Source organism: Butyrivibrio hungatei DSM 14810 (assembly GCF_900143205.1).
In the GTDB taxonomy this organism is placed as follows: Bacteria; Bacillota; Clostridia; order Lachnospirales; family Lachnospiraceae; genus Butyrivibrio; species Butyrivibrio hungatei.
In genome coordinates, this window is the sequence record NZ_FRDH01000005.1 from 139671 (window position 1) to 161027 (window position 21357).

The 21357-nt window shown below is 39.4% G+C and carries 11 protein-coding genes; all 11 read left to right on the forward strand.

From position 1 onward, the window contains the following. Positions 1-46: 46 nt before the first annotated feature. The 11 genes from BUA02_RS07185 to BUA02_RS07235 all read left to right on the forward strand — a co-directional run bounded on the left by BUA02_RS07185 (position 47) and on the right by BUA02_RS07235 (position 21348). Entirely contained in the window at positions 47-1966 is a 1920-nt protein-coding gene (locus BUA02_RS07185) for an EAL domain-containing protein (RefSeq protein ID WP_178297618.1), read from the forward strand. A gap of 291 nt (positions 1967-2257) precedes the next feature. Next, complete coding sequence (locus BUA02_RS07190) at positions 2258-3082, forward strand: glycerophosphodiester phosphodiesterase family protein (RefSeq protein WP_242946488.1); 825 nt, start codon at positions 2258-2260, stop codon at positions 3080-3082. A 200-nt stretch (positions 3083-3282) separates the two neighbouring features. After that, positions 3283-6111 (forward strand): pyruvate, phosphate dikinase, encoded by a 2829-nt coding sequence (ppdK, locus tag BUA02_RS07195; protein WP_071176297.1) that lies wholly within the window; start codon positions 3283-3285, stop codon positions 6109-6111. 199 nt (positions 6112-6310) lie between these two features. After that, the gene (locus tag BUA02_RS07200) at positions 6311-8362 is read left to right on the forward strand and encodes an alpha-L-rhamnosidase-related protein (protein WP_072702218.1); all 2052 of its coding nucleotides are present in this window, start codon (positions 6311-6313) and stop codon (positions 8360-8362) included. Between the two features lie 159 nt (positions 8363-8521). Next, positions 8522-10831, forward strand: coding sequence for a helix-turn-helix transcriptional regulator (locus BUA02_RS07205; RefSeq protein WP_072702220.1), 2310 nt, complete (start codon positions 8522-8524; stop codon positions 10829-10831). Positions 10832-10868: 37 nt separating this feature from the next. Next, positions 10869-13346: a glycoside hydrolase family 2 TIM barrel-domain containing protein gene (locus BUA02_RS07210; protein WP_072702222.1), complete on the forward strand. Its 2478-nt coding sequence runs from the start codon at positions 10869-10871 to the stop codon at positions 13344-13346. A gap of 139 nt (positions 13347-13485) precedes the next feature. Further along, complete coding sequence (locus BUA02_RS07215; protein WP_071176294.1) at positions 13486-14421, forward strand: ABC transporter permease; 936 nt, start codon at positions 13486-13488, stop codon at positions 14419-14421. A 30-nt stretch (positions 14422-14451) separates the two neighbouring features. Further along, complete coding sequence (locus BUA02_RS07220; protein ID WP_071176293.1) at positions 14452-15339, forward strand: carbohydrate ABC transporter permease; 888 nt, start codon at positions 14452-14454, stop codon at positions 15337-15339. Between the two features lie 41 nt (positions 15340-15380). Next, positions 15381-17141 (forward strand): type 2 periplasmic-binding domain-containing protein, encoded by a 1761-nt coding sequence (locus tag BUA02_RS07225; protein WP_072702224.1) that lies wholly within the window; start codon positions 15381-15383, stop codon positions 17139-17141. Between the two features lie 124 nt (positions 17142-17265). Continuing rightward, complete coding sequence (locus tag BUA02_RS07230) at positions 17266-19110, forward strand: glycoside hydrolase family 36 protein (RefSeq protein WP_072702227.1); 1845 nt, start codon at positions 17266-17268, stop codon at positions 19108-19110. A gap of 18 nt (positions 19111-19128) precedes the next feature. Beyond that, on the forward strand, positions 19129-21348 hold the full coding sequence (locus BUA02_RS07235) for a glycoside hydrolase family 95 protein (RefSeq protein WP_072702230.1): 2220 nt from the start codon (positions 19129-19131) through the stop codon (positions 21346-21348). The last annotated feature ends 9 nt before the right edge of the window (positions 21349-21357 follow it).

Below are 21357 nucleotides of genomic sequence, written 5' to 3' on the forward strand. Positions count from 1 at the left end.
GCACAGTAGATGGTTTAGTCCTAAATGTGAGGTGTCTATGGTTCATATGGCAAGTATACATAATGCCACAAGCTATACTCCTGTTGGAGATATCCTTGTTATGGCATTAGTATGCGTGTTTGCGGTTCTTATCAGGACTGCATACATTAAACCTAATCGTGAATTCAGGATATTCAAGGCAGTTCTTGGCTGCCTTACATTTGCTGCTACAACCAATATCTTTTACAATGTTGCACTGGTCAATCTTGATACTGTTCCAGCTTCATCAGTCTATATTCTTAGAATCTTATACCATCTGTTTCTTTTTGGTAGTCTGACACTTTATATCCTTTATATGGACAAGCCTTTGCAGTTTACAGGGATAAGTAAAAAGAGATATTACCTACATGCTTTAATCGGACTAGTTGGTTTTGCCTTAATAGATATTTTTGGATCTGTTTTTAAGTTTGGTTTTTATATTGATGAAAATAAGACTCCACATTCAGATCTTAATATCTTCCCACTTGAGTATGTTTACTTTGTATTTATCATAATCTATCTGATAATCAAATATAGAGACAGGGTATATAGGCCTATTGGTGTGGCATTTATAGCAACATCTGCCATATCTGTTTTTGTTATGTATCTTCAGGGGATATATCATCAGCATTCATTCACTACTGCAACCTTTTTATTCCCTGCATTCACTGTTTTGTTCCTCTTGCATTCAAACCCATATGATATTGAAATGGGGACTCTTAGGATAGATTCCTTTGAAGCTGCCATAAATCAGGCATCCAAGAAAAAAGCTAACATGCTTATAATAAGTCTTTTTATGCATGAGTTTGAGGATGTTGGAAGAAAGTACCCAAAGGAGGTCAGGGATTCCATCAGAAAATATGTGGCTGACTTTTTTAGAGGAGCTACAGTATTCCAGATTTCAGGTGGAAGGATGATTCTAATTGCTGATATATCGTCCAATCCAAAGTATGAGGACAGCATTCAAAAGATTTTTGGAATATTTAAAGAGCAGTACTATATCTACAGATATGATTACAAGCTGGTAGTTGCAAAGACCACTGAACTCATTAGAAATCCTGATGACTATATCAAGCTTATTCAATATGTGGAGTCCAGGATTCTTGAAGATGAGACCTTATTTGTAAATGATGATGATATTGATAAGTATTATAGTCACAAATACATTGTGGATCAGCTGGCAGACATCAACGAAAAGAAAGACCTTTTTGATGAGAGAGTATTAGTATTTTGTCAGCCGGTATATAACTTGAGAACTCAGAAATTTGACACAGCAGAAGCTCTTATGAGACTTAAGCTTGAACAGACTGGAATGGTTTTCCCTGATATATTCATTCCTATCGCTGAAAATCATAATTATATCCATCAATTGTCTCTTGTCATATTGGCAAAAACCTGTAGAGAAGTAAAAAGGATGCTTGATGAAGGCTATGATATAGCAAGAGTTTCGGTTAACTTCTCAATTCTTGATGTTAGAGAGCCACTATTTTGCGAAAATGTAAAGAAAATTGTTCAGCAGTGCAAGCTTCCATTTGATAAGATTGCTATAGAAATTACTGAGAGTCAGAATGAGAGCGACTTTAATGTTATCAAGGAAAAGATCTTTGAACTTAAAAAGAGCGGAATCACCTTCTATCTGGACGATTTTGGAACAGGTTACTCCAATTTTGAAAGGATCATGGAACTTCCATTTGATATCATAAAGTTCGACAGATCCTTGGTAATAGCAAGCGGAAATAACGCTAAGTCAGAGACAATGGTTACATACCTAGCCCATATGTTTACTGATATGAATTATTCAGTTCTTTATGAAGGAATTGAAAATGAGAAGGATGAAAACCTCTGTGCATCTATGTATGCTAGATATTTACAGGGTTACAAGTACTCCAAGCCAATTCCGATAGAACAGCTTTCAGACTTTTTTGAGAAAAGACATGCTGAAGGATAATAGTAATTTTTGAACATTAGTCCTATCTGGCGAAAACCAGATAGGATTATTTTATTGTAAGAAGCATACAAAAACAGGATAAAAATTTTAAAGCAAAAGCTACACATTTAATAAATAAATAGTTGCGTTATACGGAAGAAGGCTGTAAAATATTTAGCGGACGCGTCGCGTTTATTTTTTAACGAGGCTTTAAATTGTAATTAGGAAGTGATGTTCATGCTGTTTTTGAGGGTTTTACTCATATTTTTCATCGTTTTGGCAGTCTTATATTTCTTTATGATAATGCCTAGAATGATAAAGAGGCCTTCAAGGGAACCATTTACCAAAGTCTTGTATGCTCACAGAGGATTACATGACAATAAGTCTATGGCTCCAGAGAACTCTATGGCAGCTTTCAAGAAGGCTGTAGAGGGCGGATATGGTATAGAATGTGATGTTCAGCTTACCAAAGACAATGTCCCGGTTGTATTCCACGATTTTACATTGGCCAGAGTTGCCAGATATGACAAGGGACATGAAGCAGAGGATGCCGTTAGGAATCCTGATGGTAGTCTTGGGGTAAAAGGTAAGGTGATCGATTATACCTACGAAGAGCTCATGAATTTCCATCTTCTTGATTCGGAGGAGAAGATACCTAAATTTGAAGACTTTCTTAAGGTGGTAGGTGGAAGGGTTCCTCTTATCATAGAGCTTAAGATCGAACTTACAGATTTATCGGTTTGTCCAATTGTTGACAGTTTGTTGAGGGATTACAACGGAATATATTGCATTGAGTCCTTTAACCCACTGGGACTTTTCTGGTTCAGGAGAAAGCATCCTGATGTATTCAGAGGTCAGCTTTCAGATGACTTCCACAGAGACAAGCCAGAAGAGTTTAAGGGAGTATTGTATTTCATACTCACCAATCTTTTACTTAACTTTTTGACCAAGCCTGATTTTATTGCTTTTAACCACAAGTATCATGCTAATTATTCAAGGAGACTTTGCAAGAACCTGTACAAGAGTACAGCAGCTGCCTGGACGATAAAGAGCGAATCAGAGCTTGCTGAGGCCAAGAAACACTTTGATGTTTTCATCTTTGATAGTTTCGTTCCTCAGAATGGACCAAAGGTTTAAGTTTTTGTTTTTATCATGGTAATTTCTGTGCAGTTTATTATGGAACAGCTTGCGTGGTGATATGTAAGTGTTTCAAGCTGTATTACCACAGGCTAGAGCAATTACATATCATTGCGGAAGCTTATGATAACTAGCACAGTGATTATAATAAAAAGTAAGGGTACCGATTAAATATAGGATCGGTAAGAAAGGTAAAAAACATGGCGAACAAGTGGGTTTATATGTTCAGCGAAGGTAACATGACAATGCGTAACCTTCTCGGTGGTAAGGGTGCTAACCTTGCTGAGATGACAAGCATTGGCCTTCCAGTACCACAGGGCTTCACAATCACAACAGAGGCCTGCACACAGTATTATGAGGATGGTCGTAAGATCAACGACGAGATCATGGCTCAGGCTATGGACGGCGTTAAGAAGATGGAGGAGATCAACGGTAAGAAGTTTGGTGATCTTCAGAATCCTCTTCTTGTATCAGTTCGTTCAGGTGCTCGTGCATCAATGCCTGGTATGATGGATACAATCCTTAACCTCGGACTTAATGACGACGTAGTAGCAGCAATGATCAAGGGCAATCCTGATCCTGCATTCGAGCGTTTCGTATACGATTCATATCGTCGTTTCATCCAGATGTTCTCTGACGTTGTTATGGAAGTTGGTAAGAAGTACTTCGAGCAGCTCATCGATCAGATGAAAGAGAAGAAGGGTGTTAAGTTTGACGTAGATCTTACAGCAGCAGATCTTAAGGAACTTGCTGAGCAGTTCAAGGCTGAGTACAAGAAGCAGCTCGGAAAAGACTTCCCTTCAGATCCTGTAGAGCAGCTTAAGCTCGCTATCGAGGCTGTATTCCGTTCATGGGATAACCCTCGTGCTAACGTATATCGTCGTGATAACGATATCCCATATTCATGGGGAACAGCTGTTAACGTAATGCCTATGGTATTCGGTAACCTTAACAATGAGTCTGGTACAGGTGTTGCATTTACTCGTGACCCTGCAACAGGTGAAAATAAACTTATGGGTGAGTTCCTTATCAACGCTCAGGGTGAGGACGTAGTTGCTGGTGTTCGTACACCTATGCCAATCGCTCAGATGGAGAAGGAATTCCCAGAAGCATATGCTGAGTTCATCAAGGTTTGTGAGACTCTTGAGAATCACTACCATGACATGCAGGATATGGAGTTCACAGTAGAGAACAAGAAGCTTTATATGCTTCAGTGCCGTAATGGTAAGAGAACAGCTCCAGCTGCTCTTAAGATCGCTTGCGACCTCGTTGATGAGGGACACAAGACTCCAGAAGAAGCTGTAGCAATGATCGATCCTAGAAACCTTGATACACTTCTTCACCCACAGTTTGATGCTGCTGCTCTTAAGGCTGCAACACCAATCGGAAAGGGTCTTGGTGCATCTCCAGGAGCTGCTTGCGGTAAGGTTGTATTCACAGCTGATGACGCTGTAGCTTGGGCTGAGAGAGGCGAGAAGGTAGTTCTTGTACGTCTTGAGACATCTCCAGAAGATATCACAGGTATGAAGGCTGCTCAGGGTATTCTTACAGTTCGTGGTGGTATGACATCACACGCTGCCGTAGTTGCTCGTGGTATGGGTGAGTGCTGCGTATCAGGTTGTGGCGACATCAACATGGACGAAGAGAACAAGAAGTTCACACTTGGTGGAAAAGAGTTCCACGAGGGAGACTTCCTTTCAATCGATGGTACAACAGGTAACATCTATGATGGTCAGATCGCAACAGTTGACGCTAAGATCGCTGGTGAGTTCGGACGTATCATGGCTTGGGCTGATGAGTTCAGAAGACTTAAGGTTCGTACAAACGCTGATACACCTGCTGATGCTAAGAAGGCTAGAGAGCTTGGTGCTGAGGGTATTGGTCTTTGCCGTACAGAGCACATGTTCTTCGAGGAAGACAGAATTGCTGCATTCCGTGAGATGATCTGCTCAGATACAGTAGAAGAGAGAGAAGCTGCTCTTGAGAAGATTCTTCCTTATCAGCAGAACGACTTCAAGCAGCTCTATGAAGCTCTTGAGGGATGCCCAGTTACAATCAGATTCCTTGATCCACCTCTTCACGAGTTCGTTCCTACAACAGAGGACGAGATCAAGAAGCTTGCTGACGCTAAGGGCAAGTCAGTAGACGAGATCAAGGCTATCATCAATTCACTTCACGAGTTCAACCCTATGATGGGTCACAGAGGATGCCGTCTTGCAGTTACATATCCTGAAATTGCTAAGATGCAGACTAAGGCAGTTATCCGTGCAGCTCTTGAAGTTCAGAAGGCACACGCTGACTGGAATGTTAAGCCTGAAATCATGATCCCACTTGTATGTGAGGTTAAGGAGCTTAAGTACGTTAAGCAGATAGTAGTTGAGACAGCTGACGCTGAGATCGCTGCTGCAGGTGCTAAGCTTGATTATGAAGTTGGTACAATGATCGAGATCCCAAGAGCTGCTCTTACAGCTGATGAGATCGCTAAGGAAGCTGATTTCTTCTGCTTCGGTACAAACGACCTTACACAGATGACATTCGGATTCTCTCGTGATGATGCTGGTAAGTTCCTCAATGCTTACTATGACACAAAGATCTTCGAGAACGATCCATTTGCTAAGCTTGACCAGACAGGTGTTGGTAAGCTTATGGAAATGTCACTTAAGCTTGGTAAGCCAGTTAACCCATCACTTCACGTTGGTATCTGTGGAGAGCACGGTGGAGATCCTTCATCAGTTGAGTTCTGCCACAAGATTGGTCTTGACTATGTATCATGCTCACCATTCCGTGTACCTGTTGCTAGACTTGCTGCTGCACAGGCTGCTATTGCAGACAAGGCAAACAAGGCTTCAAGCAAGAGCGTTGTAGATGATGAGACAAAGGCTAAGCTTGAGGATGCTGCAAAGAAGGCTGAAGAGATCGCAAAGGATCTTGCACAGCAGTCAGCAGAAGTAGCTAAGGCTGGTCTTGAGGGACTTAAGGCTGGATTCGAAGCTGCAAAGAAGGCTTACAACGATTCTAAGAATAAATAATAAATAGTATCTATACTATTTTGAGAGGACTGTCTTTGACAGTCCTCTTTTTTGCTTCAAGGAATTTAAAGTAATAAATATAATGTCATGAACATAAAAATCCGAAGGATGAAAGGCGGGTATTCCATGATGATAGTAGATTATGTATAATTGAAACGATGCTTTAAGATAGTGAGATATAGGGGAGCAATATACCAGAATGTCTATGATTGAAAATGGTAAGCATGAAATACTAGAACAAGCAGATCTTATATGGCTTGAAGGTGAAAATGAAGAAAATACTTGGATCTGCTTTCGCAAAGATTTCACATGGAAATCCAATTCCGGGATAAGGGCAATTGCGCAAATTGCAGTTGATTCTAAGTACTGGCTTTATGTTAATGGAACAATGGTAGTGAGGGAAGGCGGATTAAAACGAGGACCATCTCCTGAAGGAACTTACTTTGATGAAGTGGATCTGTCAGAACATCTTGTGGATGGAATAAATCATCTTGCAATATTGGTTTGGTACATTGGAAAAAGCGGTTTTTCCCATCTTTCCAGTGGGAGGGGCGGATTGATGTTTGCAATGGAACTTCCAAATTATAATCTGATTTCCGATTCGTCCTGGAAAGCTCGTAAACATCAGGCCTTTGTAAGACCGGATCCAGCTGATCCTCCAGTGAATTTTAGATTAGCGGAGCCCAATCTCTATTTTGATGCTTCCATGAATATAGAGAATTGGTTTCAAAGTGATTATGATTTTTCGTTTTGGGATGATGCTGATGTTTATTTACGCGATAGATGGGGACAACTGGAAAAAAGGATCATACCTCAGTTAAAAGATTATGGGATAACTGAATATCTAAATTCGAGTGATGTGAGTGATACTATTGTTTCTGAAGATTCTGTGTTTGAAATGAAACTTCCACACAACGCGCAGTTTTTGCCAATCCTTGAAATTTCTGCACCAGCGGGCCTTAAGATAAAAATCTGTTCTGACAATTATGAAGTTGGAGAAACAAAGGATAAGTCTGTGATGGCGGTTTATTATACCAAAGAAGGACATCAGGGATTTGAAGCTTTTGGCTGGATGAATGGAGAAAGAGCATATTATCACATTCCAGCCGGAATTACAGTACATGGCTTGTCTTACCGTGAGACAGGCTATAATACTGAATTTGTTGGCAACTTTGAATGTGATGATGCTTTCTATAATAAATTATGGGAAAAATGTCTCAGAACGCTATATGTTACCATGAGAGATACTTTCATGGATTGTCCCGACAGAGAACGTACGCAGTGGTGGGGGGATGTCAATATTGAGATGCAGATGTCTCTTTACTGCCTGAATGAGTCAGCGCTTTTATTATACAAAAAAGGTGTTGATTCTCTTGTTGGATGGTGGGAGCATACTGGAAAAATGTTGACGGTTGTTCCTTCTGGTACGGATCAGTTTGAACTTCCTATGCAAAATCTGGCAGGTATTTGGGGATTTTATTATTACTATGAATACACTGGTGATGTCAGTATACCAGCAACGGCTTATGATATGTCAAAAGACTATCTGAAGGCATTTGAGATGGGAGAAGATGGTCTTGTACTTCATAGAACCGGAAGCTGGGATTGGGCTGATTGGGGAACAAATGCAGATATTAAGGTAATGGATAATTGCTGGTACTATATGGCTCTTGATAGCGGCATGAAAATGGCTGAACTTTTAGGAAATACAGAGGATATAGCATTTTACAAAAACAGGATGGAGTCTATAAAGAAGAATTTTGATAAGTATTTCTTAAAGGATGGTTCCTATTACCATAATACTGATAATGGAGTTCCTGATGACCGAGCAAATGCTTTGGCTGTATTATCTGGATTAGCAAAACCTGAAAACTATAAGGGAATACTTTATATTTTGCAGACTGTAGAAAATTCCAGCCCTTACATGGAAAAATATGTATTAGATGCACTGTGTGAAATGGGATACATTGATGAAGCCATGCTTCGTATAAAACGTCGATATAAACAAATGGTAGAAGAAGATTATTCCACATTATGGGAGTACTGGAATAAGAATGGCACTTTAAATCATGCATGGTCTGGAGGCCCACTTATTACAATGGCCAAATACATTGCGGGAATCCGTCCGACTGATGTTGGATTTAAGGATTATATCATCAGGCCGCATTTAGGAAAATTAAAATATGTGAAGTGTTGTGTCAAAACCGTAAACGGAGAAATTACGGTGGATGAAAAACGAAAGATGACTTGAGCGTTTTGCTCAAGTCATTGTATTTATGGGCATTCTAAAGATTTGAATATATGAAAATATAAATTGAATATATCTTTTAAAACAGGAAGATATGATAATTGTATTGTTATAATTGGCTTGTACAAGCTCTAAATTTGGCGGGGAAGGTAGTCTTTCTTTATGAATAAGAGGGGAAATAAAAATATTCTGTTCAAGAAATATTTTATTATGTATTTTTTTGTGTTGCTGCTACCTATGGTGATATGCTGCAGCTACTATGCATACATGCTTGCTGTTATTAATCATGATGACATCAACACCAGAAAGACTGAGCTGATCCATTCAGCAAGTATCTTTGATACTATTGTGTCAGAGGTGAACTATCTGGGAGATTGTCTTACTTCAAATGTAGAAGTTAATCATTTTAAAAATCTTGATAATGTCATGGAGTATCCCAATACCTACAAGATCCATGAGCTCCAGGAAGCTCTGCCAGATCTGTACCTGGTAAATCAGGCAGTATATGACTATTATATATTTTTTGATAAGTCGGAAGTTGTTATCAATAAATCAATTGCCTACACTTATGAGCAGTTTTATGATCTATATCTTAGGAAAGATAATATCGAAGATTTTGAAAAATGGTCTTTAGATAGAACTGAAGAAAGTAAACATTACGGATTTCTTCCTATGGAAGAATACGAAATCTATGTAAAAAAGACTAAAGAAAATCTGATCTGCTATACAAGACCTCTTCTTTCTACGACCATTGGAGGAGATGGACATGTAGTTATCTACATAAAAGAGGATGTTGCATCATCTGTGATGCCAGCCATGGAAGAAGGCAGTATACAGGTTGTTCAGGATTTTTCGGGAAATATCATATATAAAGCTTTTGACGATGAGATGACTATTAGTGATAGTGATATAGAAAATCTTTTGCAGGAAGCTGATGATGAAAAAGATGCAATTCAAAAAGAGGTAAATCTTGGCGGAGAGCAGTATACTATGATCTCACTTGAATCGGAAGCTTCAGGTATGAGGTACACTAACTTTGTTCCCAACAAGATCATCAATCAAAGACTTACGTACTGCATTCTTTTACTTGTGGCATTTATTTTTGTAGGTATTTTGGTAGATGTGATCCTAAGTTATCAGATTTCTATCAAAAATGCTACTCCTATAAATGATATGTTAAATAAAATGTCCCTTAAGATAGAGAGATTTGGCGGACATCAGTCAGCTTTGGCCAGCTTAAAAGAGGCATTTACATATTTGGCAGATTCTAATGACAAACTTTCAAATGCTCTGAATGATCAAAAACCATATTTGCAGACAGCATTTGTTAACAGACTTTTATTTTCTGGCTTTCAGGAAGAAAAAGAGATCCTCAGGATGGCAGACTATCTCCAATATCAGGTGGAGAACAGGACATTTTGGGTTCTACTTTTTAGGTTCCATATGGTCATAAATGGAGGCGAAGAAGGAGATCAAAAGCTTTTAAATACCTTCTCAGCTTCTCTTACAGAGCTTATAGATCAAATGCTTCCAGGAAGTCTTTATACTGACCTTGGAGAAGGACAGCTTGCGCTTATAATGAATACTGAGGCTGCAGGTGAGGAAGAGATAAGGAAAAAGTCCAGTGAACTTGTAAAAAATATAAAGATGCAGATGGCTCCATCACTGGCTGAAAAGATATTTGTATATGGAGGAAGTATAGAAAGTAGCCCGGATCGCATCAGAGAGTCATATCTTAATGCTGCGTATCTTTGCTACAATGAAGCAGAGCAGATTGAAAATACTATCATTTGGTATGACCATAGAGAAAATCACTCAATTGGCTATCCGTCAGCAGATATGCATGTTAAGCTTGTACATTATGTGACAACTGGTGATGAGAAGGGACTTCATGATTATCTGGAGATGATAGTCACGGAATACTTTATTGAGTCAGATCTTCCTGTATATGTGCAGCACATGCTGATCACAGATCTTCAGTCCACACTCTTTAGGCTGCTTGACCTTGTAAAGCTCGGTGACAGTGAGTATGCAAGATACTACAAAGAACTTGAAAAGAATCATAACCTGCCTGTACTTAACCAGATCAGAATAACACTTAACCTGTTTAAGGAATTATGCCAGTTCATGAACAGACAAAAGAAGATGCAGGATGCAGACATGATAGCTGGCGGCATTGTATCTTATATAGATAGCCATTATGGTGATCCGAATCTGTCTCTTTCCATGGTGGCAGATCAGTTTGAGATAAGTCAGCCATATTTATCAAGTCTCTTTAAACAGACTCAGGGAATCAAGTTCTCAAATTATATAGAAAATATCAGGATTGATAAGGCCAAAGATCTCCTTAGGACTACAGACCTTCCTATAGTTAAGATAAGCGAGATGGTAGGATATGGATCTACAAATTCCTTCTGCAGGGCATTTAAGCGAGTGACAGGACTTAATACATCTGAATATAGAAATGACTAAAAATAAGATCATATAAACTAAGAGAGGGTAAGTTATTATGGAAAAAATATGTATTGATGAAAAATGGACATTTAGAAGGAATTTCGTTGATTCCCTGGGGATGCTGGACGAAGATCCAGGGGAAGTAGTCAATCTTCCGCATGATGGAATGATAGGCACCAAAGTCTCACCTGATGCACCTGCAAGGTCAGATAGTGGTTATTTTGTAGGAGGCCTTTCTAATTACACAAAGATGGTTTTTATTCCTGAAGACTGGAAGGATGAATGCGTTGGACTGATGATTGATGGCGCCATGATGAATGTGTCCATAGATGTAAATGGGTGTAAGGTAGGCAGTCAGCATTATGGTTATGCACCATTCTATGTAGACCTTACTGATTATGTGGCCTTCGGAAAAGAAAACAGGATAACAATTAACTGTAATACCACAATGTATGTAAACAGCAGATGGTATACAGGATCAGGTTTATACAGAGGCGTTAAGATATGCCATGGTCCAAGAGTTCATGTGCCAGAAAATGGAGTATTTATTTGCACCAAGGAAGTGGATGGAAACAGAGCTTATTTGGAAGCAGTTATAGAAGTAGCTAATAGGACTTTGGAAAACAGACTTTGCGAAGTTAATGTATCAGTTTTTGATGAAGAAGATGGGAAAGAGAAGAAAAAGACAAAGAGTGTAATACAGGTAAACTCAGGAAAAACAGATACGGCAAGGATTTCGTTCATATTACAGGATCCAAAGCTATGGGATGCAGAAAACCCAAACCTGTATAAAGTAAAGGTGAGTGTAAAGAGCCTTGGCATTTATAGAACTCATTTTATTCCGGAAGAAAACCTCAAGGCAGATGAGGCAGAGACCCTCTTTGGTGTCAGGACTATTACAGCAGATGCTGAAAGAGGACTTAGAATAAATGGAAAAGAAGTTAAATTAAAGGGCGGATGCCTTCATCATGACAATGGACTTTTAGGGGCTGTTTCATTATATGAAGCAGAAGAAAGAAAGATAAAAAAGCTTAAAGAATCAGGCTTTAATGCGGTTCGAACAGCACATAATCCTCCATCTGCAGCATTTATCGAAGCTTGTGACAGACTTGGAATGTATGTTTTTGATGAAGCTTTTGATGCCTGGGGAATGGCAAAGCGTGGCGGAGATTATAGCCAGTTTTTTGCATCTGACTGGGAAAAAGACCTTACAGCCTTTGTAAAAAGAGACAGGAATCATCCATCTGTTATCCTTTGGTCTACAGGTAACGAGATACCCGAAAGAGGAGGCCTCGATAATGGATATACACTTGCTAAAGAACTTTCTGACAAGATCAGAGAGATTGATTCAACCAGACCAATAAGTAATGGCATCTGTTCATACTGGGGAGGTCTTGACGATGATCTCATGAAAGGACAAAGTCAAAATCAAAACTCTTCAGAGGGACTTATAAGTACAAGCTGGGAAACTATGTCAGAGCCCTTTACAAACGGACTTGATATTGTGGGATACAACTACATGGAAGGACTGTATGAAAGAGATCATGAGATGTTCCCTGATAGAGTGATCCTTGGATCTGAGAATTTCCCAAGAGAAATAGGCTTTAGATGGCCACTGGTAGAAAGACTCCCATATGTTATAGGAGAGTTCACCTGGACAGCCTGGGACTACATTGGAGAAGCGGGAATTGGTAAGGCTGAGTATGTTGATGAAAATGACCCAAAGGCAAAGTCAGGAGGATGGTACTTGATGCCTCCGGCCTCATCACCATATCCATGGAGACTTGCAAATGATGCTGACTATGATATTACAGGTTTTATGCTTCCACAAGGAGCCTACAGAAGTGTAGTATGGGGAAGCGACAAGACATATGTTTATTCAATGCATCCTGATACCTTTGGAAAAGTAGAGATGATGACTCCATGGGGATTCACAGAAGTCAGAAAGAACTGGAACTATGAAGGCTATGAAAACAGGAATATAAAGATTGTTGTATTTTCAAAGGCGGAAGAAGTAGAAGTTCTTGTAAATGGAAAGAGCATTGGAAGAAAGAAGGTAAGTTTGGAAAAACCATTACCAAACTCAGTTTCTTTTGATACAGAGTATGTTCCAGGTAAAGTGGAAGCTATAAGCTATGCAAAAGGCTGTGAAGTTAGCAGAGATGAGATTGTTACTACTAAGGTGCCTCACAGCTTAAGACTTATTCCTGAAAAGAAAGAGATGAAAGCTGATGGACATTCACTTATTTATGTGGGAGTAGAAGTCATTGACGAAGATGGAAAGGTAGTTCCTGATGCAAAGATCAGTTTAAAGGCTGAACTTGCAAGTAAAGATAAAGGAACAACTATTGCAGGCTTTGGATCAGCTAATCCTGTTACAGAAGATAATTATACTGATGGAGATACAACTTCATTTAGAGGAAGAGCAACAGTAATTCTTCGTTCTGGATATGAAAACGAAATTGTAACACTAAAGATATCTGCAAATGGTCTAAATTCTATTGAGGAAGATTTTAAGATTGGAAACATCTGAATATAAAAAACACTGATAAAAAGGGGCCTTCGGGCCCCTTTTAAATTTTGAATATTCCCAAAAAACATTGTATATAGATTTTTTTCCCGGAAAGAAATAATAATTGAACCATCAAATCTGACGGAAGGAAAAAAGCTAAATGAAAAACACAGAATCAAGTTTAAAAAGATTTGGTCAATATGCTTTAAGACATTGGCAGTTGTATCTTATGGTGTCGCTGCCGGTCATAGTTCTTTTTATATTCGCATACGCACCAATGTACGGAGTAATACTTGCCTTTAAGAATTATCAGGTAAGCAAAGGAATATGGGGAAGCCCATGGGCAGAAAACTGTGGAATGAACAATTTCATCAGATTCTTTAATAACTATAACTTTAAAGAATGCCTGGGAAATACACTTATTCTTTCATTTTATTCTATGCTCGTATCAATCCCTACTGCGATCTTACTGGCACTTTCACTTAACTATGCCAAAAATCTGAGGTTTAGAAAAACGGTGCAGATGGTTAGTTACTGCCCATACTTCATTTCTACAGTAGTCTTTGTTGGTATCATAAACCTTTTGATGGATACCAGAATAGGTGTGATCGGAAAATTTGTATATGAGAAATTTGGTGTAAGTGTACTTGGATCAGCAGGGTTATTCCCATCCTTATATGTTTGGTCCGGAGTATGGCAGGGAGTTGGATTTGGTTCGATTATCTATATCGCAGCACTTGCGGGTGTTGATATGGAGCAGCACGAAGCGGCCATAATCGATGGAGCAACTCTTTTGCAGAGAATAAAATATGTGGATATTCCAGCGATACTTCCAACTGTGGTCATAATGCTGATCCTTAACATGGGAAGTGTCTTAAATATAGGATATGAGAAAGTCCTTGCTATGCAGAATCAGAACAATGTAAGTGCATCAGAAGTAATAACAACATATGCATACAAGGTCTCATTAGTTTCAACATTTCCGGATTATTCCTATTCGACAGCGATAGGACTTTTTCAATCGCTCATAGGACTTGTTCTTATTCTTGTTACCAATAAGATAGCAGATAAGTTGACGGGTAATGGATTTTTATAATCTTAAGTTTTGGGGAAGGTGAAATAAACAATGAATAAGAAAATATCTCAGGACAAGGTCGTATATTTCATAAATTATATTTTACTGGCGTTATTACTTGTAATAGAACTATATCCGCTTATCTACATTGTGAGCTGTTCTTTTAGTTCAGGTGATGCTCTTATGGCAGGAAGAGTCAGATTCCTTCCTGTTGCACCAACTCTTGATAGTTATAAGGCAGTGTTTGAGTATAGTTCGATCTGGGTAGGTTACAGCAATTCTTTACTCTATACGTTAGTAGGAACTTTTATCAGTATTACACTTACGCTTTTTGCAGCTTATCCATTATCAAGGGATGATTTCAAAGGAAAAAAGATCCTTATGGGCATATTCCTTTTTACAATGATGTTTTCAGGTGGACTTATTCCATCATATCTTTTGGTAAAAAATCTGGGACTTATAGATACAATGTGGGCGATCATACTTCCCGGATCAGTTAGTGCGTATAACGTCATAGTTGCGAGAACATATTTTAAACAGACAATACCCAAGGAACTTCTGGAAGCGGCGCAGATGGATGGCTGCGAAGACTTTAAGTTTTTCAAAAGCATTGTAATTCCTCTATCGACTCCTATCATCGCAGTACTCTGTCTGTGGACCGCAGTAGGTATCTGGAATTCATATTTTAATCCAATGATCTACATAAATGATGAGGCTAAGTTCCCTCTTCAACTTGTACTTAGAAGGATACTTCTTTTGTCTCAGGTTAATCTAAGTAAAGGAAACGTGGATCCAATGGTGATCCAGAAGAATATGTACTTAAGCGAAATGCTCAAGTACGGAACAATCATAATCAGTACCTTACCTCTTATGATCATTTATCCTTTTATACAAAAATACTTCGTAAAAGGTGTTATGGTCGGATCGGTAAAGGGTTGATATAAGTTCTTTTTACATTAGAATAAAAAAGGAGGACAAAAATGAAAAAGAAACTTATGGGAAAAAGGCTTATGGCAGCTGGTCTGTCTGTAGGTCTTGTTGCAGGAATGCTATGTGGTTGCGGGGCAAAATCAACTGGTGGAAATGAGCAGGCAAAAAGTGAGGAAGTATCTGATGCACTTAAGTTTGATTCTGTAAGTGATGTGAAATTCCCACTTGCTGAAAAGGTGGAGCTTACATGCTTTGTCTATGCTACTACAACAGGTGGAGGCACCTATCAGGACAACTATGTCACAGACTGGATCGAGGAAAAAACAAACGTACATTTAAACTTTGTTTATGATGTAGATGGAGATGATGCTAAGACAAAACTTAATCTTATCATGACAGATCCGGACACTATTCCTGATCTGTTCCTTGCTACTAACTGGACCAAGTCTGAGCTTCAGTCATATGGCCAGCAGGGACTTCTTATTCCACTTGATGATTATTTAAAAGACTGTCCTAACTGGAACAGACTTAATGAAGAGAGCCCACTTAGAAAGGGTGACCTTGTGATGTCAGATGGCAAGATCTACACCTACGGTGATGATAATGAGTGTTTCCATACTCACTTCCAGAACAGAATGTATATCTACAAGCCATGGGTTGAAAAACTTAATGATGGAAAGATACCTCAGACTACTGACGAGATGTATGAGTTCTTAAAGAAAGTTAAGACAGAAGATCCAAATGGAAATGGAAAAGCAGATGAGATTCCTATGACTGGTATGATCGGTGGCTGGGCTACAGATCCTACTGTATGGATGGTGAACTCTTTTGTTGAGTGTAACAATCCTCTTAGTAATACTAACCCAACAGTAGCAGCTGGTCTTGTTGTAAATGATGGCAAGATAGAATACTCAGTTATGAAAGATGAGTACAAAGAAGCTTTCAGATTCATGAGTAAGCTCTATAAAGAAGGCCTTTTGGATAATCAGACATTTACACAGGACAATAACCAGTTCCAGGCTACATTAAGTAATGAGGATCATCTTGTAGCTATGTATTCTGCTGGCGGACCACAAAACGATGAATTCTGGAAAAACCAGGATGGTGAGTGGCAGGACTGGGAAGTTATGGAACCTGTTGAAGGCCCTGGTGGAGTAAGATTTGCAGCAAGAAATGCTGATAACTATTTTGGTTCTTGCATTGGAAGCGTATCAGTTAACTGCAAATATCCAGAGATTGCAGTAGCACTTATGGACTTTATGGCCTCAGAAGAGGCATCTCTTGTTCAGGCAAATGGACCTGAGGGTATTGGCTGGGATTACACAACTGAAGGTTCATCTCTTTCAGGTGGAACACCAACTTACAAGACATACGATATTCCAGATGACTTTGACTGGGTAGGTGCCGGTTTTAAGGATTACACAGGCAAGAAGGTTACATATGTTTCAGATGCTATGATCAGATGCAGCACATCCAAGTTCAGAGGTGATATGCAGGTAGAAGATCCAAGTCACGACGGTGAATATTTCCTTCAGGCTGCAGCAGAAAAATACAGCAAGTTTGATCCAGGTGAGGATACTCTGGTACCAAATCTTGTATTCGAAGGACAGGATGCACAGACTATTTCAGAGCTTACACTTACAATTGGCGACTATGTAAATCAGGCAACGGTACAGTTTATTACAGGAGACATGGACGTTGATAAGGATTGGGAAACATACATCAGTAAGCTCGAGAGTATGGGCGTAGATAATTACGTTTCTTTGTACCAGAAATACTATGATAAGTACATGGAAAATATAGAAAAATAAAGCTTTTTCGATATAATTATATTTGGCGGGCACACAAATGCTGTTATGGGCCACAGTTTTGAAAGCTGTGGCCATAACCAAAGGCTGCGTCCGCCTATATTTATGTGTAGACAGGAAGGTTATTATGGAATTTGTAGTAGAAGCTAAGATTATTGGTGATGAGTATGCAGGAGGCTTTTCCTGCGGGTTAAGTATGGTTTCTAGCGAAACGTTTTGGAACCTGAAAAAGGTAGATGTATTAGAAAAAGAAAATGAGAAAGAAACTCTCTTTGAAGATGAGAGGGGATATAGAGCAAGGGTATTTGAGAAAAAGGACGGGGAGGCAATCCGCGTATATACAGAATTTGAAAATAGAAGTGGAAGCGAAGTTACTTTGGAGATGTTATCAAGCTTTGCACTAAAGGGCATAAAGGCTGATAAATTTCACAGGCTCATGAGCTTTTGGAGTGAAGAGGGAAGACTTAAGACTGAGACTATACAGGATCTCCATTTGGAAAAGTCCTGGAATGGCTGCGCAAGAAGAATTGAGAAATTTGGAAATACGGGCTCTATGCCTGTCAGAAAGTATTTTCCTTTTCTTGCCATGGAAAATTCTGAGGATGGAACTTTCATAGGCTTTTTGATGGGACATGCTTCTTCCTGGCAGATAGAGTTTTCCTGTAAGGAGACTCAGGATTTTGATGTAATGGGTGGCATAGCAGATAGAGACATGGGACATTGGATGAAAAAGCTTAGAAGTGGTGAGAGCTTTAGAACCCCTGATGCCATTGTTGCTACAGGAAACTCTTTAGCTGAAGTTTGCGACAAGCTTGTTAAAGCACAGCATCCTGATATTTCACCTGTAGATGACAAGATGGGAATCATGTTTAATGAGTACTGTATCAGCTGGGGAAATCCTGATATTAACAGTGTAAAAAGACTTGCTGATAAGCTTGAAAACAAGGGAGTACAGTATCTTGTAATTGATTCAGGATGGTACGGACTTCCATGTGACTGGGCTTGCAGCGTAGGAAACTGGGAGATAAATAAGGAAAGATTTCCAAATGGACTAAAAGAGGCAGCTGATTATGTCAGATCTAAAGGAATGATCCCAGGATTATGGTTTGAATTTGAGTTTGCTGGACCACACAGTAAGTATTTTGAAGAGACGGATCATCTTTTGAAAAAGGACGGTCATCCTCTTACAGTAGCAGGAAGACGATTCCTTGATATGGAAGATCCCTGGGTTATAGAGCATCTTACAAAGGATGTTATCGGAACACTAAAAGAGGCTGGCTTTGGATATATTAAGATTGATTACAATGACACTATAGGAATAGGTTGTGACGGCGGCGATAGCCTTGGAGAAACGCTTTACAGAAAGGTTTTAGCAACCCAGAAGTTTATACGCAAGATAAAAGAGGAAATACCGGATATCGTTATCGAAAACTGTTCAAGCGGCGGACACAGGCTTGTTTACTCAATGATGGAAATAGCAAGTCAGGCAAGCTTTTCTGATGCCCATGAGACCCTGGCTATTCCTGTTATTGCTGCAAATATGCATAGGGTTATTTTGCCAAGACAGAGTCAGATCTGGGCAGTACTAAGAGCAAGTGACAATGCTGATCGCCTTTATTATTCACTTGTTTCTACATTCCTTGGAAGAATGTGTCTTAGTGGTGATATATATGATCTTTCAGATGAGCAGATGAAGATAGTTGATGAAGCTATAGCATTTTATAATGAGGCTTCAGATATTATAAAAAGCGGTGTGACTAAAGTAATTGACAGCAGTGTTTACAGTTACAATAAGCCTACTGGACAGCAGCTTGTGTTAAGGGAATATGAAGGAAAAGTTCTGGCAATCTATCATCGTTTTGAAGATTCCAGGGAGCTTGATAAGAGCTTACTTAAAGAAGGCAGGATAATAGCAGAATTTGGTAAAGCGGATAAAGATTTTTCTGCATATGCATGCATTTTGCAGAAATAAAACCGGGGAGTAGATAATATGGACAGTTTGAGCTTGTACTACGACAAACCTGCTTATAAGTGGGAAGAGGCACTGCCTGTAGGTAATGGCAGATTGGGAGCTATGGTTACATCCGGGCCAAATAGAGATACTCTTTTTCTAAACGAGGACAGTATCTGGAGTGGGGGGCCTATAGATCGCAACAATCCTGATGCATATAAATATCTTGGAGAGATCAGAAGACTTCTTCATGATGGCAAGATACCAGAGGCTGAAAAATTGGCTGTCATGGCTTTATCAGGTACTCCCAATTCTGAACGCTCTTACCAGATGGCGGGGGTTCTTACTATTGATATGGAACATTCTGGAGAAGTTCATTGTTACGAAAGAGAACTGGATCTTCACACAGGATGCGTTACAACTTCTTATAAGGCAGGAGAGTCCAGCTATAAAAGAGAGCTTATAGCTTCACGTCCTGATGGAGTCATTGTTTATCATCTGACTGCAGATGAAGGGCCTATTAACTTATGCTGCAGGCTGTCAAGAGATTACAACAACCTTGACGATGAATGGGCATCCCAGGATGAAATTGGATTTAAAGTTGTAACAGGGATAGGCATCCCTTTTGCTGTCAGAGTGAAAGCCAGATCTGATGGAATGATAAGTACTATTGGCGATCATCTTTTGATAAGAGATGCAAAAGAAGCAGATCTGATAATTGATATCAGGACAAGGTTTTATCATGAAGATTATTTAGGGGAATCAGAAAAAAATATAAAGCGTGTCTGCAAGAAATCTTTTGCTGATATATATAATGATCATCTCCTGGAATATAAAGAAGGATTTGAAAAATTATCATTATGTCTGGGAGATGGCTCAGACTCTGACTTGACCATAGGTGCAAGAAAAATGCCTGTTGATAAGAGGCTTTTTGCACTCAAAAATGGAGAGAGCGATCCTGATCTGTTCGCACTATACTTCCAGTACGGAAGATATCTCCTTTTTTCATCAAGCAGGGGCAAATGCCTTCCTGCGAACCTGCAGGGTATCTGGAATTCAAGTCTTACTCCGCCCTGGGGAAGCAAGTTTACGATCAACATAAACCTGGAGATGAATTACTGGATCGCAGAAAGCGGCAATTTGTCATCATGCCACGAGCCATATTTTGAACTTTTAAAAAGAGTATGTGATAACGGCAAAGAAACTGCAAAAAAAATGTATGGCTGCAGGGGATTTGTAGCCCACCATAATACGGATATCTACGCAGATACTGCTCCTCAGGATCACTATATCCCTGCTTCTTACTGGGTAATGGGAGGAGCCTTCATGGCAACCCATATCTGGGAGCACTATCTTTTTACCGGGGATGTAGAGTTCTTAAAAGAAAACTTTGATGTTCTTAAAGAGTGTGTAGATTTCTTTGAGGACTTTTTGATCAAAAATGATAAGGGGGACCTTGTTGTATCGCCAACGGTATCTCCTGAAAATACATATATCCTAAAAAGCGGTGTCAAAGGGTGCCTGTGTGAGGGCGCAACAATGGATACAGAGATCCTGATGGAACTCTTAAATGGATATATCGGAGCGTGTAAGGTTTTATCAGCTGATGAGACTGAAATTTCAAGGGCAAAAAAGATCCTGGATGGACTTCCAAAAATACAGATCGGAAGATTTGGCCAGATCATGGAATGGATGGATGATTACGATGAAGAAGAGCCTGGACATAGACACATTTCGCATTTATATGGTGTGTATCCGGGAAGCTCGATCAGCTTTGAAAAGACGCCTGATCTAATGAAGGCAGCCAGGAAAACTCTTGAAAGGAGACTTTCATATGGAGGTGGTCACACGGGATGGTCAAGAGCATGGATCATTGGACTTTGGGCACATTTTCTTGATGGCGAGAAGGTGTATGAGAACCTTAAAGCTCTTTTAACAGGAAGCACATTTGATAATCTTATGGATAACCATCCTTATCATCCTTCACCTATATTCCAGATTGATGGAAATCTTGGCGCGGCAGCAGCTATGCTTGAGATGCTGGTACAGGGAAGGGATGATGAATTTGTTCTTTTGCCTGCTCTTCCTAGTATGTTTTCAAAAGGAAGTGTTAAAGGAGTGCGCCTAAGGGGCGGTCTTGAGCTTTCTATGGAATGGAAGGATATGAAGGTAACTGATTGGGAGCTTAAAAGAACTTACGGTGAAAAGACCTTAGTTACAGTAAATGTAAATGGTAAGGCTTTGAAAATGACAGTATAAATGGGGAGA